We start from the raw sequence: 24,359 nt of genomic DNA on the forward strand, positions 1-24,359 counted from the left end.
AACCTCTCCTTTTCATGGTAGACCTCTATATTTTGGGTAATACTTCGGTTCAACTCTACAGTCGTGTATTACCTCATTTCGTTTCTTTTTTGATAGTACTATTTTTATAAAATACCAGCAAAGAATTGTTCTCCAAAAAAATTGTTAGTATAAAAAAAGATCAATCTCCTTTTATTGAGGATTGATCTTTACTCTTTATTCAATTCTACTAAGCTTGTCTTTTTCCCGTCTCTCACTATTTCTAATCGCAATTGCTTTCGCCCTGTTCGAATCGCATGATATTCGATCGTGTTCCCATCGTCTGTCATAATGACTTCCTTTTTAGTGGAATTAACCGCGATTCTCGCTTTTTTTAATGCTAAAGCACCCTTACGCTTAATCGTCCAATCAGTAAAGTTCTTATTCTGAGCTTTAAAGGAATAGTTCACCGATTGATTGGTCCAATTACCTTGAAGCCAGGCAGAATTATTGGGGGTTACTTTATTAATAATTGTAAACAGCATTAAAATCGCTACAACTACTCCCCCAATAGCAATTTGTTTTCTCCATTTAAATAGATAGTTCACAAGATTTTCTTTGATTTCCTCCATCGTTGTGATACTCATGTTAGGCATTCCCCTCCAATACTTCTCCCTTAATCAACTCCTAGATAGTGAAAATCCTAACATACAGCTTTGTGATTGACAAATCCTTTTTCAATCGTTTTCATTTTTATTCTGAATAAAGAAGATCAGCCAACGCTTCTGTTAACTGATCCATATTCCCTTTTATTCATTTAGATTGTCTTCGAGAAGCTTCACAGCAGTACGGACATACTCGTAACAGGGTCTTTTTCCAAGCAGCTTCGTGCAATAAAGCGAGCCGCATGTTTGTTGAAACTCTTGTGTCATTTCAACGACAAACTTTCCAGCTGCATCATTTTTACACTTTGCTGGATCAATCATTTCCGGTGTTCCTTTTAAAAAATTTGCGACCATATACGTGCCGGCTAATGCTCCACATAACCCCTGATAATTACCGCCGCCATAGTGACTCGCCAGTTCATTTACCCTGTCCAACTCGAGCCCGATTTCCTGGCAATAAGCACCGACGACTGCCTGACAACAGTTGCGACCCGCTTGAAAATAAGTCATTGCTTGCTCTTCGTGATCCATGTCCCTCCATCCTTTCGATTTACTGACTTAAATCATTTTTACTAATGTAATACAAGATACGCCATCCTCTTCGTATGGCTCGCCTCTTTTTAGATATCCTAAACTCTCATAAAAGGCTGCGGCTGACAATTCTCCGTGAATCAAAATCTGATTGTAGCGCTTCTGTTTAGCTGCTTTTTCTAATGCTTTGACCACTTGACTACCTAAATGGTTGCCGCGATATTCGGCAATCGTCGCTACACGGCCAATCCGTGCTACATCCTTAGCTTCCGTTAACAAGCGAGCAGTTGCGACGGGTCGGCTTCCATCAAAGAGGACACTATAGATAGTAGCTAATGTATCATTCCGATCAAACTCATCCGCCAGTGACAGGTTTCTTTCCAAAATGAAAACCTGCATTCGAACATAACTGCTGGCTGCTCGCAGATAATTTGCACTGCCTATTTCTAATCTCAAGTCTGCCATAATGCCTCCTGTTTCCATCTATTATACTATTTTTTTCGATACTCTTTGAGTGGCAATCCTGCTTCTTTTAAAAACGGCGAGGGTTCAATGGTTTTATTGTTGACAGTTTTTGGATAGGTAACATAAAGATTTTCCTTTGCACGTGTAATAGCCACATACATCAATCGGCGTTGCTCCTCTAACGTTGTCGGTGGAGCGCCTTCCTCTCTTGCCTTTTGCAAATCACAGTCGGCTTTCTTTACTGTGTGATGGTTTGGTAACGCGTCTTGATAAACACCTTTAATAAAGATGTTTTTCTTGCCTAAGCCTTTACTGGCATGGATCGACAGTAAATAAACGGCATTTAATTTTTCCTGATCATAGACACGCAGTCTTTTTTTCATGCCTTCGTTTTGCTGACTAGCCTGTTGAAAAGCTTCTAGAAGCCCTGGCCAATCTCCTGCTGCAGACAACTCTTTATGCAACCAATCCGCCTCTTCTTCACTCAAATCCTTTTTGAATTTGGGTGTTGCCAGCAACGCATCTGCTAATGCCGTAAGATTTAGCCTGCCCTGTTGATAAAAAAAGTACATTTCCTTAAAAAACACTTTTGCATGATCTTGCGATGACGGAGAAAGATTTCGTTCACTGACTAAAAAAGCGACTAGATCATTAATCTTAAACTTGTTTTTACTAAACAGTTCGTCGCTAAATTTTGCACTAGAATTAAATTTGATGAAATGAAAAAAGGCATATTGCTGAATGATTTTCTTCAGTGCATCATTTTTTTGTTGGATTGCTGTCGCCGAGGCCAACATTTCTAATTGCTGAAAGAGCGTCTTAAACAATGGCAATCCAAAAATCCCCAACAAGTCATCGTTAGACGGTGTAACAAAAGGGACCTTGTATTTTTTTAATTGTTTCAACAGAGAACGCAGCTGTACCCGTGTCGGATACAAGACCATCGTATCACGATAATCAGGGCTACCATCCTTCAGCGGGGCTTCATTTGCTAACTTCTGTATTTTTTGTCCGATCCAAGCGGCCTCATCCTCATCATCAGGAAAACCAATGCCATAACAATCATGAGCAATCGTTTTTTTACTAGCGGTCATCGTTTTTTCTAATCGATCATGGGCATTAAAACGAATCAAACGATTGCCAGCTTCTACGATCGGTGCATCTGAACGATAGTTAGTCATTAATTTCAGAGACGTTTGTTTGTGCTCTTGTTCAAAATCTTTAATATAACTCGGCTCTGCCCCGCGAAAGTAGTAAATACTTTGGTCATCATCCCCAACAATAATCAACTTACTGGAATTTTTCTGCATGACTTCCTTATCTGGCGGACAGATCAATGCTACAATCTGTTTTTGTAACGGGTTGATATCCTGAAACTCATCAATAAAAATGTAACGGTATTTCTCCTGCAGCGTTTGCTGGGCTGTTCTGTCGTTTTCTAAAATCAATTTCAGATTAAACAGCATATCGTCAAAAGTAATAAAGTGCTGTGTCTTTTTTGTCAACGCCAGCTCAGTTAAAAACTGCTGAAAAACTTCACTTAATTTTTGATTCAGAAGAAGCTCCTGCCCATCAAAATACTTGGCGACGAATCCAACCATCTCCTGATCCGAATATCCCATGTTTCGCCAATAACTAATGCGAGAGGCAATCGTTCGATCTTCAAGCTTGTCAAAATTGTATAAACGATATTTCTTTATTAAGTGATTCACCACTTGATAATATTGATCTTCATTGATTTGCCCTTCAATCCCCCACTGTTTCAGGTCGGGATTCTTCCGCAGCAACTCATTGTACTCCGCGTTGAACCAGCCATGAAATGTTTGTACTTTGACACGGGCAAAACCGCCTAAATAATGATTGACCCGCGCTTCCATCTCTAACTTTGCCTTACGCGAAAAAGTACACATCATGATTGCCTTTGGATCTACTGATTTTTCTAATACTAAATAAGCCGCTTTGGCACAAATTGTTTGAGTCTTGCCGCTTCCTGCACCAGCGATGATCCGTAAATGCGTCTGCATTGGAAAACGAATCGCCGCTAATTGATCTTCACTAAAAGAATGACCATTATTCTGCGCAATTAATTGCTGCAAAGTATCTTTATCATCCAGCGTATCTCGTTCTGCTTCGATTAAATCTGATTTTATGTAATTTGAAAGCTTTGTGAACATGTATCCTTGGTTCCCTTCTATGTAAAAAAATCATACTTGTTTATTATAACTGAATCGTAGGAATTTAATAGCGAACACCACCAAAGCACCAAAAAAGTGATTGCAGAAAAAAAGCAGTGCTCTTTTCTACAATCACTTTTGATTAGCTCCATTTATCTTATTTCAGCCTTTGCTGATCTTTTCTATATTTCAATGGCGTGATTCCTGTAATTTTTTTGAAGCTGCGAACAAAATAACTAGGCTCAATATAGCCAAGTGCATCACTGATTTCAGCAATCGGCCAATCCGTTGTCTCTAACAATTGTTGTGCCCAATAAACTTTTAGCTTCCCATAAATTTTGCTAAACGGTTCTCCAAACTCTTCTTTTAATAAACGGCTTAGATAGCTTGGCGAAAGATTACTTACCTCGGCTAACGTTTTCAGGTCCACATGATTCGCCTTATTCTCAAAGACTAAATCAATCGCAGGCTGTAATAATGGATTTTTAGCTAAATAAACTCCTGTTGAATCCTGCAGACGATTTTCTAATTTCGAATGTTGAATATCTTGCTGAACAAATTCTAAGTCCAATGATTGCTCATCAACGGGATCTTTCCGCTTAGATAGCCGCAATGTTTGTCGATAGGCTTTGATTAAATAGTCCTTTTTTATCGCCTCAGACACAATGTATTCACTGATCTTTTCCAGCATCTCTGCCGATTTCTTTAAGTCTTCTTTAGTGAAACGCGGGTATTGATCGATCAAAAAATGATGCTCTTTTTTAAATGTATTTAGGAAAGTTTGATCCTCTACCTGCAGCACCTGCTCTAAATCCTCCTGCTCCTCTTCTAACAGGATTTCTCCCGCCATGATAGCTCCTACATAACGATTATCTATCATAATAGGAATCGCCATGTCGACGATATCGAAATGGCACCGATAGATAAAGGGCTGCCCTGTTCTTACAGCCTCAAGTCCCCCGCGAGAATCACACTTTTCACAATAAACAGAAAGCTCCGGATGATTACGGACTAGCTGACAAAAAGGCTGAACCTGACTATGCTTTGTTACAGGTCTTCCTCGATAGTCCACCAATATAATGGCTAAATGCGTCGCTATTGCAATACTTTCCTGAACAGCTTCCCATTTATTCAGATCCAGTACTTGTTCAATATCAAATTGTGTGTTGTTCACAGGATCACCTCTAAATTTATTATAGAACTTCCGAGCAAAATAGCAAAATTTTCCCATTTCATAAAATAGTTCAATGTTTTTGTGAAAGAAAGCGGTAACACAGTTCAATGATTATTTTATGATAACGCTTTATGATTAACGTGTAAACAAAACAAAGGAGGATTCATCATGAGAAAAGCACTTATCTTACCAACAAAATATGTTCAAGGAGAAGACGAACTATTAAACTTAGGTTATTTTGTCAAAACATTCGGAAAATCTGCCCTGTTGATTGCCAATCCCGATGACGTTGAGCGGATCCGTCCACAGCTTGATTCCACAGCCAACAAATTCAATGTTTCATTTATTGAAGGCGGATTCAATGGGGAAGTTACTCGAGAAGAAACCAAACGTCTCCAAGCAATCGCTAAGGAAAAACAAACAGATTGCATCATTGGTTTAGGCGGGGGAAAGGCGATCGATGCTTCAAAAGTCGTAGCGGAAGGCGAACGTTTAATTATTGTTCCTACAATTGCTGCGCAGGACGCACCGACTTCACATTCAGCAGTGCTCTACCACGCAGACGGGTCATTTGATGATTACGCGTATTTCAAACAAAGTCCAAGTGTTGTCCTAGTAGATACAAAAGTGATTGCTAAAGCACCGACTCGTTTCCTTGTTGCTGGTATGGGAGATGCGTTATCAACGTATTTTGAAGCACGCGCTACACACAATTCTTATTCACGGGTAAACGCAAGCTTGCCAATGGGGTCTCTAGATGGATCAACGCCACCAGCAAGTGGGACCTACGCAGCACTGGCCATGGCAAAACTTTGCTGGGAACACTTACAGGAAGACGGTTTGAACGCAAAAATTGCCTGTGATGCTAACGTGGTCACAGAGTCGTTAAATAAAATCGTTGAAACCAATATCTTACTTTCAGGCTTAGGTTTTGAAAGTGGCGGTTTGGCTGCAGCGCATGCTATCCACAATGGAATGACCGTACTTCCCGGAACACACCATTATCTTCATGGAGAAAAAGTTGCTTTTGCAACTCTAGCTCAACTTGTATTAGAAGATGCGGAAACAGCAGAACTTCATGCGGTGTTGGACTTCATGGCAGCAATTGGTTTACCTCTCACATTAGCTGATCTGGGTGTTCCTTCGATCACCTTTGAAGAAGCCTTAGAAGTCGCAAAAATCGCTTCAATTCCAGAGGAATCGATTCATTCTATGCCATTCTCAATTGTGGTGGAAGAAGTCGCAAACGCGATCATCGTCGCTGATCGCATTGGACAGGCCTACAAAGATTCGCACTGATTGAGCTTTAATTATTCGAGAACTTTTAAATCTATTTAAAATAAGGAGTAATTCTATGAAAAAAGCAATTCTCTTAGTTTCACATAGTAAAAAGATTACAGATGGCGTGAAAGACATGATCGAACAAATGGCTCAAAGTGATTCCCTTCAGATCTTTTCTTTAGGTGGAACCGCTGATAACGAACTAGGCAGTGATCCTACCAAAATCGTTGAAGCCATCGATAAAAACGATTCAGTCGATACCTTCTTTGTCTTTGCCGATCTAGGAAGTGCTGTCCTAAGTGCTGAATTGGCTTTTGATATGTTGGAAGCAGAGCAGCAAAAAAAATATGTATTAGTTGATGCTCCTTTAGTGGAGGGTGCCTTCGCTGCTGGAATTACTGCTAGTGTCTCCGATGACCTTGAGCACATTCTAACAGAAGCAAAAAATGCACCTAAGAAGGGATGGAGCTAAGATGAAAAAAATTATGAATGAACCAAGAGATATCATCGAAGAAATGCTATCTGGAATCGTGACTAGCTATCCAATGATTGTTCATCGGGTGGCGGATTCGCGAGTTATAGCTAGAAATACGACTTCCTCGTATGTAGGAATCGTCTCAGGAGGAGGCAGCGGTCACGAACCTGCTCATGCAGGATTTGTTGGTGATGGCATGCTAAGTGCAGCTGTTCTTGGTGATGTATTTACCTCACCCACTCCTGATCAAATTGAACTTGCCATTGAAGAAGCAAATAATGGGCAAGGTGTCCTATTGGTTGTTAAAAACTATACCGGTGATATTTTGAATTTTGAAATGGCGAAGGAAATCGCAGAGATGAACGATATCGCTGTGGAGATCGTCGTAGTGGATGATGACATTGCTGTAGAAGACAGTACGTATACTGCCGGAAAACGAGGAGTCGCTGGAACTATTTTGGTTCATAAAATACTGGGCCATGCCGCAAAACATGGCGCTGATTTACCCACATTAAAAAAATTAGGGGATCAGGTTGTGGCAGCAACCAAAACGATTGGCGTCGCACTAAAAGCCGCGACTGTTCCTGAAGTCGGAAAACCGGGCTTTTTATTAGCAGAAGATGAAATCGAATTCGGCGTTGGTATTCACGGCGAACCAGGATATCGTCGAGAAAAATTGCAGCCTTCAAAGAAATTAGCAGAAGAATTAGTCGGGAAATTGATCTCCTCCTATGACAAGAAGCCAAATGAAATTGGAGTTTTAGTCAATGGAATGGGTGGAACCCCCTTGATGGAGCAATTCATTTTTATTAACGATGTTTCAGATTTACTGAAAAAAGAAAAGATACAGGTCAGCTTCCATAAAGTCGGGAATTACATGACCTCGATTGACATGCAGGGACTTTCCTTAACATTTATTGATTTAACAAATACAGACTGGCAAAAAGCATTGACAGCTCCAGTTTCAACAATTTCTTGGTAATTTTACATGTAAGGAGTAAGGAAAATGAATATAACAGTAAAAGAAATTCAAGCTTGGTTGTCTGATTTTGAACAAGCGATTGCAGAAAATAAAGCTTATTTGAGTGAGTTAGATACGCCCATTGGTGATGGCGATCACGGGAATAACATGGATCGCGGAATGACTGAATATGCTAAAGTAGTTAAAGAAAAACAACCTCAGACAATTAGTGATACCTTCAAGATTCTGTCTATGGCACTCATCTCAAAAGTTGGTGGAGCTTCAGGACCCTTATACGGTTCAGCCTTTATGAATTTGACAAAAGAAACGAACAATCTTACTGAAATCACTAATAAACAAGAACTTGCCGAGCTCTTAGAAGCAGGATTACAAGGAATTCAAGCTCGCGGAAAAGCCGTTCCAGGCGACAAAACCATGGTAGATGTTTGGCAAACAGTGATTGATGATCTGAAAAACACTGAATTATCTTCTGATAGTATCGAAGCCGCTAAAGAAAAGACAAAAGATATGCAAGCAAAAAAAGGCCGTGCTTCCTATTTAGGAGAACGCTCCATTGGACACATTGATCCCGGGGCGGCCTCTAGCGCGATCCTCTTCCAAAGTCTCCTCCCCTACTTGAACTGATGATAAATGCTCGGCGGTTTCTCGCTGAGCATTTTCTCTTTTTAAGCCATCTTCTCCATAATGGTTTCTTCGAGAGCTTCATACGGGTAATCTCTTCTACTGTAAAGTCCATTTCATAGCCTCTTGATACAACTAAAAATACACTATTGTCGTAATTTTTTTCGATAGTCACTATAATGAGTGGGAATTATATCTCTTCATTTTAGGAGCGAATACTATGGAAAAACAGAAAACACTCAGTAGGTCTATTATAATTTTAGGACTATTTTCTTTTATCACCTCTCTATCAGGTGAAAGTACAAACTTAGCCTTGCCAACAATCAGTCATGCCTTGGCAATTACAAATAACGAAGCCACATGGATCGTGCAAATCGGTTTAATCACCACGACGATCTTATTGGTGGCTTTTGGACATTTGGGGGACATTCTTTCGAAAGAACTAATTTTTCTCGTCGGCGGCATATTGTTTACAGCCGGATCACTCATTAACGGTCTATCACCAAGTTTTACCGTTCTTTTATTCGGGCGTATCGTCCAAGCAATCGGCTCAGCCATGATCATGGCGAACTCTATTGGGCTAACCACAGAGTATTCGACCCCTGAAAAACGGGGAACTGCTTTGGCGATTATCTCCATGTTTATTTCAGTCGGTGCGATTTCAGGCCCTGCCTTAGGTGGTGTTCTACTATCGGCATTTTCTTGGCGCTGGATCTATTTAATCAATGTCCCATTAGGTTTGATTTTTACCTTTATCGGCTATCGCGTCTTTACTTTTCCAAAGCTGACTAGAGGCACAATTGAACAGCCCTTAAAAGAAGCCAATTGGCTAGGGCAGGGAATTTTCTCTGTAGGAATTATCACCCTATCTCTTTCAAGCCTTTTCTTTCAAAGTGCGAATGCTCGCTATTTAGTAGGAAGTCTCGCATTTTTTATTGGTGCTGGTCTAACCATCTATTCCTTTATTCAGGACGATCATAGTAAAAATCCTTGGATTTCACCAAATGTCCTACGAAACAAACGATTTATGTTATCGATGTTTGCGCTGTTTTTAGCGATGCTAACCAATGTCGCTTCCAATATCTTATTGCCTTTCTATCTTCAAAGTTTCCACCGAATTGATCCAATGATCAGCGGTCTGGTAATGGTTTTACAATCCGTTGTTATGCTGATAATCGCCCCAATTGCTGGGCGGCTCTCAGATAGAATTGGTTCCAGCAAACTGATTATTACAGGAATCAGCATTTTGATTCTTTCTCAAATCGGCTACACCTTTTATCCCTTAAAACTAAATTGGCTGCTCGTTTTATTCCCCATTCTCTTAAATGGAATCGGAATGGGTATTTTTCTATCTCCGAATAACTCATTAGCGATGTCCTTTGTTGACAAACAGTTTACTGGTGTCGCAGGCTCATTGACCTCTTTTTTTAGAACAATCGGTATGAGTCTTGGAATCAGCATTGCTTCGGCTGTTTTATTTGCACAATTACCGAATGTTCGCTACATCTCACCAGCTTTAGGCAGTCATTTTGTCCAAGCCTTTCACAATGTCTTTTGGGTTATGGCTGCTCTAGCGATCCTTTGCCTATTGTTATCTATCTACGCAATCAGGAGTAATCGGAAAAAATAATTGCAAATCAGCTGGTTTTTTAACCAAATTTTACCTCAAAAAAAGAGTTTCCGATTTTTCGGAAACTCTTTTGCTTGTTCTTATGGGTGAATATATTGTAAACCAGCTGCGCTTAATGTCGCAGTGTTTGGTCCAGTCGGTGTTGGGAAGCCCATACCGCCTTGAGTAATAGTGATTGTATTATTTGAAGCATTGTATGATTGAACATAAGCAACGTGCCCGTATGAAGGATCCGCATTCCATGTTCCAACGGATTGCCCTTGAGCAAAGACCACGATTGATCCAGCTGCAGGCGTACCATCTACTTGGAAGCCATCAGCAGCTGCTGAAGCACCCCATTGACATCCATTACCCCAGTATGTTCCAGCCCAAGGTGCAACATTTTTAACGTACCAAGTACATTGACCTACTGCATACATATTACCTGAACCAGTATGATCGACTTTACTGCCGCCAGTACTTGCTGTTGGTGCAGGAGTCGGTGCTGATGTTGAATCTTTTGTATCCTCAGTCGTGCTAGTAGTTGTTTCTTGTGTTGAAGAAGATGACGTTGAGCTTTCTTCACTCGCACTTGATGAAGCTTCAGTAGAAGATGCTGTTGAACTTTCCGCTGTTTCTTTCGCTTGTTCAGCAGCAGCCTTTGCTTGAGACTCTTCAAACGCTTTTTGTGCTTTTGCAGCTTCTTTGGCTTGACGTTCTTGTTCAGCTTTTTGTGCTTTTGCAGCTTCTTGCTGTTCTTTCAAGACACGTGCTTGCTCTGCTTTTGCTTCTTCTTGTTCTTTCTTCAATTTCGCTTTATCTTGTTCAGCGGTTGCTTGTTCCGCAGCATAGTTCGCTTTCACAACATTCAATTCAGCTTGTTTGTTGGCAATTTCATTTTTTTGTGTTTCTAATTCTTTTTGGTTTGCTTGAATTTCAGCAACTTTTGTTTCATTATCTTTAACTTTTTCTTCTACCGCTTTTTCATCAGCTTTTTGTTGCTCCATCAATGAATGGTTTGCTTTAACCATCGTTGACATTGCTTGAACACGGCCGATTACGTCTGATAATGAATCTGCTTCTAAAACAGCAGAAACATAGCTAGAAGCCTGCCCCTTCACCTGTGTATCACGGGCTTGGTTCTTGATTACTTCATTACGTTTTGCGATACGTACTTTCAAAGTAGCAATTTTTTCTTGTAACTTCATTGTATCTTTATTTAATTGATCTTGTTTCGCTTCTAAGTCTTTAACTTTTCCACTAACTGTTGCGATTTCACTTGTTAATCCATCAATTTGCGTTTGAACATCGGATTGTTTCCCTTGTAAATCACTAATCTTTTGGTCTTTTTCTTGAATTTGTTGATCATAATTATCTGCTAGTGCAATACTTGGCACTGCTGAGACAGCAATTGTACACACCAACAATGCTGATAATATACTCTTTTTCACTAATTATTCCTCCGGCTATTATGTTGATTTAAATGAATGATCGCATAACGTCAGAAGTAATTCTAACATAGTGATATATCACGCAGATAAAAGTAATGTTACAAATATATTTCAATATTATTCTTAAAGTTTTTAAATTAAGAAAGAGAAAACCCTTTGCTCTCACTATTTATGTCTCTTTCAGAAAGAAAACAAAGAAAAATACTACGCATTATTAAGCCTATTCTTTGGTGCTATTTCTCTTTTTAGCTAAAATGGAATTAAAAGAAAGAGGGGGAATAGTATGCGCTGGCGAGGAGATCGACAAAGCTCAAATGTGGAAGATCGTTCAGGAAGTAACAACCGGCCTACCGGAAAAATAGCGGCTGGTGGCGGTATTGGTGTATTTTTGATTGCTATTATTGTTTTTTTCATTTCTGGAGGAGATTTAGGGACAGTCACCGATACTTTAGGCGGTGGTATCACTGCGGCAACTTATAAAACTGAAAATGTTTCTTCAAAAGAATACACGGAGCAAAAAGAATTTGCCGCAGTCGTCTTTGCACATTTAGAGGATTATTGGGACAGCGAGTTTGAACAGTTGGACAAGCCCTATCAAAATCCAAAACTCGTGCTATTTACTGATAGCGTGAACTCAGCCTGTGGACAAGCAAGCTCACAGGTCGGACCCTTTTATTGCCCTGCCGATCAAAACGTTTACTTAGATTTAAGTTTTGCTGATGAGTTATCCAGTAAATACGGCGCAACAGGTGACTACGCAATGGCTTACGTGATCGCCCATGAAGTCGGACATCATGTACAAAATGAGTTGGGAATAACAGATCAACTTGAGAAAATTCGAAAACGGGTTTCAGAAACTGAATACAATAAATATAGTGTACGTCTAGAATTACAGGCTGACTATTTAGCAGGATGTTTTTCAAAATATCTCGCTGGAGAAACCTATCAAGAACAGCCGATTCTAGAAGAAGGCGACATTGAGGAAGCAATCACTGCGGCAAATGCGATTGGTGACGACACGCTGCAAAAAGAATACCAAGGATATGTCGTTCCAGATAGTTTTACCCACGGCACTAGCCAACAGCGCACGGATTGGTTCAAGCGTGGGTTCAAATACGGTGACTTAGAACATGGCGATACATTTAATGAAAAGAACCTAGATTTATTAACAGCCGCATAAATTTAGAGCGTATTCATTATTATACGAATCAAGTTACTTTTTTCTATATGAAAAAAATGCCCTCTCAAAAATTAGTTTTGAGAGGGCATTTTCGTTTGGAATAACTTACGTACTACAGTACTACAGAATTATGCTTTCTTTTTCCGATAAAAGTAGAGTGCCCCTGCCAAAATGACAATTACTAATCCGATATAAGGCAAGACTTTCAACACTTGCTCCCCTGTTTGCGGCAAACTTCCACCGCTGCTGTATGAAGAATCTCCTCCCCCATACGACACATCGAGGCCGCTGCCGTTGTTGAAAATATCACCTTTTGTCGAAGGCAGCTCAGGATTTGTTTTCTTCACTGTTACCGTTTGAGCTTCATCATTGATATCCTCATGAGCACCAATCAGATTACCCTTCGTATCAAATAATTTTTCAAAAGCAACAAGTGTCAAATCATCTGAAAGTATACTACGACGGAAAGTAAAGCTCATTTCAACAGTTCCGCTACCAGTATCGCTAGCTACAAACGTTGTCTGACTCTCAATTTCGCGTCCCATTACAGTGAATGGTTCAGCTGAATTTTTCAACATCAGTTTGCCACGCACAGTGTAGCTTTCTCCCGGAACTAGATTTTCATAAAAAACTATATCCTTAATGACGACATCTTCATCACTATCTTTACTGATTTCAGCCGCTTGTGTTCCAACTTTCGGATAATTTACTGATTGATCTTTATCTTCAATATCGGTATGAGCAGCTACTTCTCTATCTTCTTGATACAACGTCTCAAAGACAACAACAGTTTTACCAGCCAGATCGCCCTTCGTGATCTTGAATTCCAATTCGATGGTACCATCACGCTTAGTCGCTTTGAAGGTCTTCTCAGCATGAACCTCATTGCCATCGCGGGTTAAGAATGGCTTGTTCGTCGCTTTGTCCATCAAGACGCCTTTGACCGTGTATTCCTTGCCTACGATCAAGTTCTTGTAGCTGACTTCATCAACGACTGTTACTTCGTCATCAGCAAAGCCTTCGTTTGTACCTGAATCTTTATCTTTTGCTTTAGTTGAAACTTGCGGCTGCCGGACTGTCTGATCTTCATCTTCGATATCCTCATGCAATCCAACCAGTTTGCCCTCAGTATTAAACAATTTCTCGAAGACCACCAATACAGTATCTTCGGTTAAATACTTGCGGTCAAATTGGAAAGTAACTTCCACCGTTCCGCTTCCGGATTCTGAAGCGATAAAGGTTGCCTTGCTCGTTACTTCTTCCTCTCCCGCCTTGAAGGCTTTTCCTGTTTCTTTATCCATCAACGTACCAGTAACCGTGTATTCTTTGCCTGGAACTAAGTTTTCATAAGATACGATATCTTTAATGATCACTTCTTTATCCGTTGATCCAGTGGTTTCAGAAGCTTTAGTTCCGACTTTTGGATAAGACACAGTTTGTGCTTCATCTTCAATATCCGTATGAGCGGCTACCTCTTTTTCATCGTGATAAAGTGTTTCAAAAACCACCACTGTCTTACCAGCGAGGTCGCCACGTTTAATAAAGAATTCTAAATTGATGGTGCCATCAGGTGTTTCCGCCTTGAAGGTCTTCTCAGCGTGGACTTCTTCTCCGTCACGAGTCAAGAATGGCTTACCTGTCGCTTTATCCATCAATGTTCCTTTGACCGTGTAATTTTTACCGACGATCAAATGTTTATATGACACTCTATCTACGATCGTTACCCGTTCATTGGCTAATCCTTCATCCATCTCTGTATCTTTATCGATGGCGTCTGTTTTTACTTCAATCTCTGGTTTGACTTCTACAGTCTGATCTTTGTCTTCGATATCTTCATGCAGACCAACAAGCTTGCCTTCAACGTTATATAGTTTTTCAAAGACCACTAGATTTTTAGGATCTTCTAAGGCTTTACGATCAAATGTAAACTCAACTTCAACCGTGCCTGTTCCTTTTTTGTTTGCTGTGAAGTCCGTCTTACCAGTCACTTCTTTTCCGTCAACTTTAAAGGCTTCTCCAGTTGTTTTATCCATCAGCACGCCTGTTACTTGATATTCTTTTCCAGGAATCAAATTATCATAAGAAACCAGGTCTTTTAGGACAACAGTCTCTCCATGAACGCTCGTTTCAGAAGCTTTTGTTCCCACTTCTGGATAGTTGACTGATTGATCTTTGTCATTAATATCCGTGTGAGAGCCCACTTCCTTGTCTTCAACATATAACGTTTCAAAGACGACAACGGTCTTACCTGCTAAATCACCTTTCGTTACAATAAACTCTAAATCAATCGTGCCATTCTGAGTTTGAGCAACAAAATCCCGTTCCGCATGTACTTCATTACCATCTTTCGTCAAGAAAGGTTTGCCAGTCGCTTTATCCATCAGGACACCTTTGACCGTGTATTCTTGGCCAACATTCAAGTTTTTATACGAAACCGTATCAATAATCTTCACTTCTTCTTTTGCTAAACCTTCGTTCATGTCAGTTTCTTCATCTTTTGCCGAAGTTTTGATCTCAACATCTGGTTTTACTTCAACCGTCTGGTCTTCGTCATCAATATCCTCATGAGTACCAACAACTTTGCCAGTTGATCCATACACGCGTTCAAAGACAACCAGTTCCTTGTTATCTTTCAAAGCACTTCGATCAAAAGTAAATTTCACTTTGACTGTACCATTACCGGTATCAGATGCGTTGAACATCGCAGAACCAGTGACTTCTTTCTTATCAACTAAGAAAGCTTTACCAGTTTCTTTGTCCATCAAAACACCTTCAACTTTGTACTGTTTCCCAGGAATCAAGTTCTCATATGAAACATTATCCTCGATAATGACCGTATCTCCGTGTATACTTGACTCAGCGGCTTTCGTACCGACATTAGGATAGTAAACGGTTTGGTCATCGTCTTCTATGTCAGTATGGGAGCCTACTTCTTTATCCTTGTTATAAAGTTTTTCAAATACAACAATCGTTTTACCGGCAAGATCTCCTTTAGTTACCACAAACTCTAATTCAATCGTGCCATTTTTCTTTTCAGCAGTAAATTTCTTTTCCGCATGTACCTCTTTGCCTTCAGCTGTTAAGAATGGTAGGCCAGTTTCTTTGTCCATCAATACACCTTTGACAGTATATTCACGGCCAATAATCAAGTTCTTATAGCTCACTTTATCGATGATCGTTACTTCCTCTGCCGCATTTCCCTCATTCGTACCGGTATCTCCGTCTGTAGCATTGGTCTCTAATTCAGGATAATTCACTGTTTGATTTTCATCCGTGATCTCTTCGTGAACCGCAACTTCTTTTTCACCTTCGTAAAGTTTTTCAAAAACAACAACGGTCTTGCCGCGCATATCTGTTTTCTTCACGACAAATTCTAAATCGATCGTGCCGTTTTCTTTATCAGCTTTAAAGGTTTTTTCAGCGATTACTTTCTTACCATCAGAATCAACGAATGCTTGACCTGTTGCTTTGTCCATCAATACACCCTTGACGGTATATTCGCGACCTACCACTAAATCTTTGTAAGAAACAGTATCAACGATCGTTACTTCTTCTTTTGGTTGACTATTTTCGTCTACCGCATTTCCTTCATTGATTCCTGAGTCTTTGTCTTTAGCACTTGTTCCGATCTTAATTTTTGGTCTGACAACGACATTTTCAGTTTCTTCACCTTTTTTACCAGTGTGAACTAAGTTGCCTTTTTCGTCGTACAATTTCTCAACGTAACCATAAGAACCGACTTCTTTAGGTGTAAACGTTCCTGATTTGTATTCGCCAGAGCTGCTGACTTTGATTTTATCTGACGTCCAGACAATATCTTTATCCGTTGCGCTTTCCGCATTAGCAAAGTCATTGATTTTATCAGAGAATTTGTACAGGTCAACAATCACGTAATAGCCATCTGGAACTGTATTTTCTAGAATGATCGTATCGTAGATTGGCTCTCCAAGATAAATATCATTGCTGGAAGCTTTCGTGTGGATATTCAATTTCTCTACATTAAATACCTCACCGCCATCGCCGTGTTCACCTTCATAAAGCACTTTGTTGGTTTTAGTATCGATAACTTTCGCTACCCATCCATAGGTTCCCGGCTCAGAAATTCTCAAGTCTTCTAATCCGTATCCCCCGGTGTTTGACTTGTACTCACCGTATTTCTTAATCGGCATACCTTTAGAAGATTTTGTTATTTCTTTTGCATTTGAATAATTAAAGTCATTTACTTTATCACTATATTTATACAAGGTAAAGGTTACTTCGGCATCATCGCTCTTCAAAGATTTGTTGACATGCAGCGTATCGTAGACTGGTTTGCCGACAAACGTATACTCTTCATTTACCTGTGTATAATATTCTTCCTCTTGTCCTTGTGGAACGTGAACGGTTTCTGACGGTACGCCATACTCTGTTTCAAATTTGGCTAAACGTCCCTCATCTGAACCACCAGATACTACAATCGTGTACCATCCAGCTTTATCAAATGGTTTAAACTCAGTCGTTCGCAATGTTCCTTGTAATAATGGTGCCTTTACTACATCAAATACTTCCGCATTCGCAGGAACGCTGCCGCGAAGTGGTTTGGATGGGCTGTAATACATTGTGAAGGTCGCTTCAAGAGCCTTGTCTTCCCCTTTACCAAATCCATCTGGCAAATTATACTCGCCATTTTTATCAGGATCGCGATCTTTGCCGACTAATTCAGGATTCTGAATTCCCCATTTATCCGTATCACCTTTTCCATCTGTTGGCAGCCCCCATAACCCAGGCAGATCCAAAACAGTGATCGAATCATAAACTTGTGACTCAATTTCTGATGTGGATTCAGACACGGTTGTCTCAATATTCGGTGTCCAAGGAACAACTACGTACTCATCTGCACTACCAAAATCGGAATACCAAGGTTCGGTATAAGTTGTTTCAGCAATTTCTTCAACCCAAACATACCAGCCCTTTTCAGTCACTTCGATTTCTGGTGTTGTAACCGTACCATTGCCTTGGATCTTCGTTTGAACCTGACCAGCAACTTTTGCGTTAGAAGGAATTTGCGGGCTTCCACCTTCATGGTTATTGCCATTTTTAATAAAGTCAGGCTTCGTTAAGAAAGGTCCTAATAACTTGCTTGTAATAGTAATTTCATGGCCGTCTTTATTCCCGGTAACAGTTAATTTATCCGCTACTTTTCCGCCTTCTGGACTTAGCTGAGCAACTGTTGTTTCCGTTTTGACTTTTGGTTGCCATTTGTTCGTAATTTTTTCATTGTCATCATTGAAAGGCGCTTGAAATCCCTTAGTGAAATGTTCTTGGTTTGCTTGATCCGCTACGACAACCTTCAAGACTGGATAATAAAAACCTGGCCCTGTTGATTTATACTGTGAAGTTACCGTGTATTTTCCTGGACCATCAACTGTTTTCGAATCACTTCCGATAAAAGAAACATCTCCCGGTAAGCTGTTCACATCGAATTTTTGATTTCCATAATCAGTAGCCGAATAATACCAATCAAGTTGGAATTTCACTGGCACTTTATTATTTGTTCCAAGTACATTCGGCCAGTTTCCTTCAGCCAATGAGATGCTAACATCATCTTCTAACGCTTCGCCTTCTTTGACGCGTACCTTAGAGACCGTCGTTCCTTGTACTGCGAATTTTTCAATTACTTTTGTTTTTTCATTTTCTTCATTGAATTGTGCTTGGAAACCTTTTTCAAAAGCATCCGGTGTATTCTGCTTGCTCTTAACTAGTTTTAAAACTGGATAATAGAACCCTTGTTTGTCAGCGACATTTGCCGAAGGGACATCTCTTACACCAGGAGCATTTACCGTGAATGTATCCGTATGTTGTAATTTCGTTACATCTGACGGCAAATTATTCACATCAATTTTTTGATTTCCATAATCAGTCGGTGAGTAATACCAATCGATTTCAAATGATGCTGGTACAGGTGTTTGTGTATCGACAATATTCGGCCAAGCTTTATTTCCTTCCACACTGATCGTTACTTGGTCAGATAATTGTTGACCGATTTGTACATCTTGTTTAGAAACAGTCGTCCCAATAGGTGCAAACGTTTTTTGTTCTTCTTTAAATTGGATATCCGCTGAAGTTTCTTTACTTACTCCATTAGCGGTATACGCAGTAATCATATTCTGACTATTCGCCCAAGCATAGCGCTGCATTTGACTGCCCGGTAGCTTAGTCACCTTCGCCGTTATTTTCAATGGGTTTCCAGCAGGTCCTTGATTCGCTGTATAGTTGTCTAACTCAGCAATACTGTTTAAAGTAATAGTCCCAGAACCTGCTCCGCCTGACTTAGGCACAAATTGACCACCGGTCATACTCATTTCCAACTTACCGCCAAAAAGACCATTCAGGTCTACATTTTTCATGTCCTTATTAGCAGCTGATTTAAGCGATAAATTCATATTCGCTTTCTTTTGTCCTGCAATTTCAGACAAACTAAGTGATAATGTATACGGTCCATAATAATCTCCAGCCATTGATCTAACAGAATCGTGTTGATTTTTGGCTGCAACAGCTTCTGCATCACCACTATTTAATCGAGAGTTGAATCTCTTTAAAAATTCATCTCGAGTTGCTGTAGAGGATTCTAACTGTGTGTGTACAAAGTAGGACATCGCCGCATGATTCGTATGATTTGGTGCTGGTGCTGCAACCAATACATGATACATGAACGCTCCAATTGCTGCTGCATTCGATGAATCTACTGACTTAGTAGCATTTGTAAAATTAGATGATGGACTTACATATTTACCAGACTCTGTACAAAACATGAACTTATTTCCCATCGGTTCATTTCCGCCAGTTGCATAAGAAATCGTTCGCACATCTCCTACTCCGCCTTCAAACATATAGCCATAGGCATTTTGACCATACCCAGTGTTCCCTCCTGCTGTTTTTGCTTCAGCAATCATAGACAAACCATTGACTCCAAATGTAGACACTATCATAAAGATAATTGCCGTGATCCGAGTCGTTTTGCCAAGAATTTTTCTAATTCTTGCTTTCATTCTTTGACACTCCCTTTCTTTTTCTCTCCTTTTCATCATTCCCTTTCTTTTCCGTTAAGCGTCACCCCCTTAATAGTTTCTCCTTTACTAATTCTCAATTAACGTTGGTTTTCTTTCAGAGAGCTCCTCTTCAAAATAGTCATAAAATTCTTTGCTTAAGCGATACCCTTGTCCCCAAACAGTTTGAATCGCTACATGCCCGCATTCGCATTCCAACTTTTCATTTACTTTAGAAACAATTTTTGACAAACTTGCTAAAACAGATTTATTTGCCTCTTTATTCCAAATCTGGCGACTAATTTCTTCTCTCGAGACGGTTCGATTTCCAGACTGAATCAAATAATTTACAATTTCTTTTTGTTTCAATTTCAGGTTCAAATCAGATAATTTTTGTTTAACCTGAAGCTGCTGTGCTCGATCTTCCTTTTGATAAGCTAATCGAGAGATTTCCGCAATCAGCAAAATCTCTCTCAAGCGTTCAAGATTGGAATCTACTGGTATCAAGCCATCAAAAATCGATTCCGTCCTGTCATCACAACTTACTTCAATAACACGACGGAAAAGTTTAAAGCGTTCATATTGTAATTGTTGAACCAATTCCTCTACTTCTTTGTCATACAATGATTCACTAAAAATAATTCCGTCAAATTGAGATAAAAATTGTTTGTTGAATGTTTCCTCTTTTAGCATTGCAATCAGATTATGTGAGCAATAAACCTCATTTCCTAATTGTTTTAGCTGACTTTCAAAGGCTTCCTCATACGAAAGCGCCTTCGTCAAAATCAATAGTTGCATCATTTTCTCCTTTCTTATGCTATATTTTTGATTGACTATTTTTTTGAAATCATTCACTAAAATAAGCATTTTGAAATTATTTTAAATTAACATTTATAAAAATAAGAAGTATTTTTATAAAATAATTATATTATATAGTTAATTCAAGGTCAAACTATCATTTAATATTATTTTTTATTTGATTATATTTTAGTCCAAATTATTATTTTAAGGAATATATATGAATAACTGATAAAAGAAACAATTTGTCTCCAATAAAAAAATTCAGTTAATTAAAAAGAAATAACAGAAAAACCCACACTTTTAACCACTCGTTCTTACAAATAAATCTTTTCTGATAAAATATTTTGATTCATGTTTTTCACATCAAAAAAAGCACTCTCTTTTTTGAGAATGCTTCTTATTTCCCGTTTAATTGTGAGGGGATTTACTTCACACATAATACCCGAACGATATTTTCTACTGTTCGTTCCAAATTGGCTTCCCCTAACTTCAAGGCATTGTCTAAGGAGCCAGCTTTATCCAAAATACCAAAAATGGCAGTTATTCCTTCTTTGTATAACACTTCAATCTGTTCACCGATATGGCCTGCACAGGCAAAGACAGGTTTGTTGTACTGTTTCGCAACTTTTGCGACACCATATGGCGTTTTTCCAAATTTTGTCTGAAAATCCATTCCTCCTTCACCTGTAAATACATAATCTGCGTGAGCCATCTTTTCAGCTAAATGTGTCAGCTCAATAATTAGATCCACTCCTGATTGCATTTTTGCACCTGCAAAAGCTATTAATCCTGCTCCTAAGCCCCCAGCTGCGCCTCCGCCAATTTGGTCTTTAATAGCGATACTTAAGTCCTTTTGAATGATCTTAGCATAATGGGTAAGGTTTGCCTCTAGCTGTTGAACCATCTCAGGTGTTGCACCTTTTTGCGGACCAAAGACAACCGAGGCGCCATTTGGGCCGGTTAACAAATTTGTTACATCGCTGGCAATGATTATTTCGGTCTTCTTAAGTCGAGGATCCAGATCAGTAATATCTATTTTGGATAATTTTGACAAGGCACCCCCTCCGGCAGGAAGCTCATTTCCATGACTGTCTAATAAATGAACACCTAGAGCCTGCGCCATTCCTGCCCCACCATCATTTGTCGCGCTGCCGCCGATTCCAATGATAATTTTTTCCACCCCATGATCTAGCGCATCCTTGATCATCTCACCAGTACCAAAGGTTGACGTTAGTAAAGGGTTGCGTTTCTTTTCTATAAGCAATTCTAGACCATTTGCCTTCGCCATTTCGATTACTGCGGTTTTCTTATCTGCTAATAAGCCATAGTAAGTCATGACTTTTTCTTTTGGGAATGGACCTGAGACTGCTACTTCTATTTTTGTCCCGCCATTTCCATCAATTAGCGCATCAACTGTTCCTTCCCCACCATCTGCCATGGGAACATGGATCACTTCTGCATTGGGCAAGACATTGCGGATCCCACGTTCCATCGCTTCACAAGCTTTTTTGGCGCTCATACTTTCCTTAAATGAATCTGGTGCCAAAACAAATGTTTTTTTCATTATTTTTTCTCCTCGTATTTTAACTATCTATCACTAGTATCCCTCATCGCAGCCTATTGAATCAAGCAAGCAGAAACATTGCTTTCAATTTCTCAATCCGTATACTATTAGCAAAACTAAAAAAGCAGGTGATCTTATGTATGTTGTCAAAGTCCTACATGGTTACATTGGTAAAGAAGGTCAGCGCACCCGTGAAAAAGACCCTGAGAAGCTTTGGATATTCCAAAGCAAGCAAGAATCCGAGCAATTCGCTAAAAATATTGGTGGTCGCAGCAAGCATATCTCAAAAATCAGAAAAGATTGATTATAAAAAAGGCGTAACCCATTTGGATTACGCCTTTTGTCTATTTTAATACATCATTCAACGCTTCACTCATTGTGGGATGCGTATATATTTGATCCCGCAGCATTGTATAAGGCAAGTTTCCTTTCATTGCTAAGGAGATCAGGTTGATTACCTCATGTGATTCTTCTGCATAGATACTTGCACCTAGTATATAATCTGTTTTCGGATCTACTAAAACCTTGAACATTCCTTTTGGATCTTCTAGTACGTTGGCCTTCGGTACACCAGCAGACATGAACTTGAACAGCTTGTACTCCGTTCCATTCGCTTTCGCTGCTTTTTCAGTTAAACCGACATTTGATAAAGGTGGTGTAATGAAAACACTGTACGGTACAAGTGTACGATCCTTCAATGAACGCGTATTTTTCCCGTCCAATTGATCCAAGATGATTCGATAGTCATCCAGTGACACATAGGTAAATTGCAAGCCGCCCTTAACATCGCCTATAGCCCAAACATTCGGCGCATCTGTTCGCAACAAATCATCTACAATGATAACATCACGATCCGTTACCTTTACATCTGTATTTTCTAAACCTAATCCTTCAATATTCGGCTTACGACCTGTTGCCGCTAAAATATTATCTGCTTTTATTGTCATTGATTGGCCTTTTTCAGTATACGTAATTTCTGTATGATCCGCTTGATCTTTGACCTCATCTACAGAAATCCCCAAGTGAAATTCAATTCCTTGCGCAGTTAAGTCATTATAGATCTGTTCAGCGATATCCTCGTCTTCCCGAGCTAGAAATTCTTCCTTCGCATCTAAAATGATGACCTTTGATCCATAATTTGCAAACATTGAGGCAAATTCTAATCCAATATAACCAGCACCAATAATGACCAATGCTTCAGGTAAGCTTTCTAAATCCATCGCTTGAGTCGAGTCGATCATATACTTGCTTTCTCTTAGTCCCTTAATCGGAAGGATAATCGGTGTTGCTCCAGTATTAATAAAGATGCGTTCCCCTTCGACACGTTCCGTTTGCCCTGCGTTTTCCACTTCTAAAACGTGATTGGAAACAAAACGCGCTGTACCATCCATTACCGTTCCTGTCGCTTCGTCAGCAATCATATGATAATTTTTATTGCGCAATTTAGCGGTCAAAGCTTCTTTTTTCGCTACACCTTCAGTAAACGGCGTGCCTTTTTCTCCATTCAATATCATAGATTTTGAGGGGATACAGCCAATATTGATGCAGGTTCCGCCATACATTCGTTTTGATTTTTCAATGACCAGAACACTTTCTCCTCTGCTGGCCAGCGTTTTAGCCAATGTTTTCCCGCCTTTACCAAATCCTACGATGATATTTTTATATTTTTCCATAGTTGGTACCTCCATTAGACATTCAAAACTACACTTGAAGGATACTACTTAATTTTTACTCTGTGAAATTTCCAGCCTATAGATGAGCAGAGCAAGCATATCAATTTAAAACAAATCGCTTCCATAGTATGGTAGTAGTAACAAGATCTTGAAGGAGGAATTTTTTATGCCTTGGAATATGAAGGACTACCCAGCTTCAATGAAAAACTTAGACCCTTTAGTTCGCAAGAAAGCAATTGATATTGCCAATGCACTGTTAGACGATGGTTACCCCGATGATCGAGCGATCCCAATCGCTACCAGTCAAGCAGAAAAATGGTACGACGACGCTTCAGCAGAAGAAAAGAAAGATTTTCAGAAAGCAAAGGCTCCACAAAAAAACGATGCCCACGAACACGATAAAAACGCGAAAAAATTATTGAACGCTGATGTAGAAGTAAAATATGAGGAAGACGAATGGCTTGTCATCTCGGAAAAAGCCAGTCGAGCCAGCGATACCTTTTCCAAAAAAGAAGATGCGGTCGCCCGTGCCAAAGAAATCGCTAAGAACAAACAGTCATCTGTCAAAGTCTATAAACAAGATGGAAAATTGCAGGATACCTTTGATTATTCGGAATAATTAAAATAAGTGGTATGAAGTTGAAAAAGCTTCTTTATGGGGGGGGGGCAACTAAACTGTGGAAGTTAAATATCTAGAAGTTTAAAACACAAAATTCTTTTGGTCATTTTT

General features: G+C 39.6%; 18 protein-coding genes. 8 read left to right on the forward strand and 10 right to left on the reverse strand.

Annotated features, from left to right (window positions below):
* Positions 1-188 precede the first annotated feature (188 nt).
* The 5 genes from RV13_RS13340 to RV13_RS13360 all read right to left on the reverse strand — a co-directional run bounded on the left by RV13_RS13340 (position 189) and on the right by RV13_RS13360 (position 4,967).
* Complete coding sequence (locus RV13_RS13340) at positions 189-605, reverse strand: hypothetical protein (protein ID WP_010746936.1); 417 nt, start codon at positions 603-605, stop codon at positions 189-191.
* Between the two features lie 162 nt (positions 606-767).
* A complete protein-coding gene (locus tag RV13_RS13345) occupies positions 768-1,154 on the reverse strand; it encodes a C-GCAxxG-C-C family protein (RefSeq protein ID WP_010746937.1) in 387 nt (128 codons plus the stop codon).
* Between the two features lie 27 nt (positions 1,155-1,181).
* Complete coding sequence (locus RV13_RS13350) at positions 1,182-1,619, reverse strand: GNAT family N-acetyltransferase (protein WP_010746938.1); 438 nt, start codon at positions 1,617-1,619, stop codon at positions 1,182-1,184.
* Positions 1,620-1,645: 26 nt separating this feature from the next.
* The gene (locus tag RV13_RS13355; protein ID WP_010746939.1) at positions 1,646-3,793 is read right to left on the reverse strand and encodes an ATP-dependent helicase; all 2,148 of its coding nucleotides are present in this window, start codon (positions 3,791-3,793) and stop codon (positions 1,646-1,648) included.
* 157 nt (positions 3,794-3,950) lie between these two features.
* Positions 3,951-4,967: a PocR ligand-binding domain-containing protein gene (locus RV13_RS13360; RefSeq protein ID WP_010746940.1), complete on the reverse strand. Its 1,017-nt coding sequence runs from the start codon at positions 4,965-4,967 to the stop codon at positions 3,951-3,953.
* 168 nt (positions 4,968-5,135) lie between these two features.
* Between RV13_RS13360 and RV13_RS13365 the strand changes: the two genes are divergently transcribed.
* The 5 genes from RV13_RS13365 to RV13_RS13385 all read left to right on the forward strand — a co-directional run bounded on the left by RV13_RS13365 (position 5,136) and on the right by RV13_RS13385 (position 9,956).
* Positions 5,136-6,266 (forward strand): glycerol dehydrogenase, encoded by a 1,131-nt coding sequence (locus tag RV13_RS13365; RefSeq protein WP_010746941.1) that lies wholly within the window; start codon positions 5,136-5,138, stop codon positions 6,264-6,266.
* A gap of 55 nt (positions 6,267-6,321) precedes the next feature.
* Positions 6,322-6,720 carry a dihydroxyacetone kinase phosphoryl donor subunit DhaM gene (gene dhaM, locus RV13_RS13370; RefSeq protein WP_010746942.1) on the forward strand — a complete coding sequence of 133 codons (399 nt, stop codon included), beginning with the start codon at positions 6,322-6,324 and terminating at the stop codon, positions 6,718-6,720.
* Between the two features lies 1 nt (position 6,721).
* Positions 6,722-7,705 (forward strand): dihydroxyacetone kinase subunit DhaK, encoded by a 984-nt coding sequence (dhaK, locus tag RV13_RS13375; RefSeq protein ID WP_010746943.1) that lies wholly within the window; start codon positions 6,722-6,724, stop codon positions 7,703-7,705.
* A 24-nt stretch (positions 7,706-7,729) separates the two neighbouring features.
* Positions 7,730-8,329 carry a dihydroxyacetone kinase subunit DhaL gene (gene dhaL, locus RV13_RS13380; protein ID WP_010746944.1) on the forward strand — a complete coding sequence of 200 codons (600 nt, stop codon included), beginning with the start codon at positions 7,730-7,732 and terminating at the stop codon, positions 8,327-8,329.
* Between the two features lie 217 nt (positions 8,330-8,546).
* A complete protein-coding gene (locus RV13_RS13385; RefSeq protein ID WP_010746945.1) occupies positions 8,547-9,956 on the forward strand; it encodes an MFS transporter in 1,410 nt (469 codons plus the stop codon).
* 80 nt (positions 9,957-10,036) lie between these two features.
* Here RV13_RS13385 and RV13_RS13390 read toward each other — a convergent pair whose 3' ends face one another.
* Positions 10,037-11,386 (reverse strand): CHAP domain-containing protein, encoded by a 1,350-nt coding sequence (locus tag RV13_RS13390; RefSeq protein ID WP_010746946.1) that lies wholly within the window; start codon positions 11,384-11,386, stop codon positions 10,037-10,039.
* A 283-nt stretch (positions 11,387-11,669) separates the two neighbouring features.
* Between RV13_RS13390 and ypfJ the strand changes: the two genes are divergently transcribed.
* Complete coding sequence (gene ypfJ / locus RV13_RS13395) at positions 11,670-12,566, forward strand: KPN_02809 family neutral zinc metallopeptidase (RefSeq protein WP_010746947.1); 897 nt, start codon at positions 11,670-11,672, stop codon at positions 12,564-12,566.
* Positions 12,567-12,694: 128 nt separating this feature from the next.
* Here the strand turns inward: ypfJ and RV13_RS13400 are convergent, their stop codons facing one another.
* The 3 genes from RV13_RS13400 to RV13_RS13410 all read right to left on the reverse strand — a co-directional run bounded on the left by RV13_RS13400 (position 12,695) and on the right by RV13_RS13410 (position 21,956).
* Positions 12,695-19,594, reverse strand: a complete 6,900-nt coding sequence (locus RV13_RS13400; protein WP_060789321.1) for a VaFE repeat-containing surface-anchored protein — start codon at positions 19,592-19,594, stop codon at positions 12,695-12,697.
* A gap of 87 nt (positions 19,595-19,681) precedes the next feature.
* Complete coding sequence (locus RV13_RS13405) at positions 19,682-20,392, reverse strand: helix-turn-helix domain-containing protein (protein ID WP_231371726.1); 711 nt, start codon at positions 20,390-20,392, stop codon at positions 19,682-19,684.
* 424 nt (positions 20,393-20,816) lie between these two features.
* Positions 20,817-21,956 carry a glycerate kinase family protein gene (locus RV13_RS13410; protein ID WP_010746950.1) on the reverse strand — a complete coding sequence of 380 codons (1,140 nt, stop codon included), beginning with the start codon at positions 21,954-21,956 and terminating at the stop codon, positions 20,817-20,819.
* A gap of 136 nt (positions 21,957-22,092) precedes the next feature.
* Here RV13_RS13410 and RV13_RS21040 point away from each other — a divergent pair, with 136 nt between their 5' ends.
* Positions 22,093-22,260: a hypothetical protein gene (locus RV13_RS21040; protein WP_010746951.1), complete on the forward strand. Its 168-nt coding sequence runs from the start codon at positions 22,093-22,095 to the stop codon at positions 22,258-22,260.
* Positions 22,261-22,300: 40 nt separating this feature from the next.
* Here RV13_RS21040 and RV13_RS13415 read toward each other — a convergent pair whose 3' ends face one another.
* Positions 22,301-23,629: an FAD-dependent oxidoreductase gene (locus RV13_RS13415; RefSeq protein ID WP_010746952.1), complete on the reverse strand. Its 1,329-nt coding sequence runs from the start codon at positions 23,627-23,629 to the stop codon at positions 22,301-22,303.
* Between the two features lie 166 nt (positions 23,630-23,795).
* On the opposite strand from RV13_RS13415, the gene RV13_RS13420 reads away from it, so the two are divergent.
* Positions 23,796-24,248, forward strand: coding sequence for a DUF2188 domain-containing protein (locus RV13_RS13420; protein ID WP_010746953.1), 453 nt, complete (start codon positions 23,796-23,798; stop codon positions 24,246-24,248).
* Positions 24,249-24,359: the final 111 nt, after the last annotated feature.

It is taken from the genome of Enterococcus raffinosus, assembly GCF_001886185.1.
Classification (GTDB): domain Bacteria; phylum Bacillota; class Bacilli; order Lactobacillales; family Enterococcaceae; genus Enterococcus_A; species Enterococcus_A raffinosus.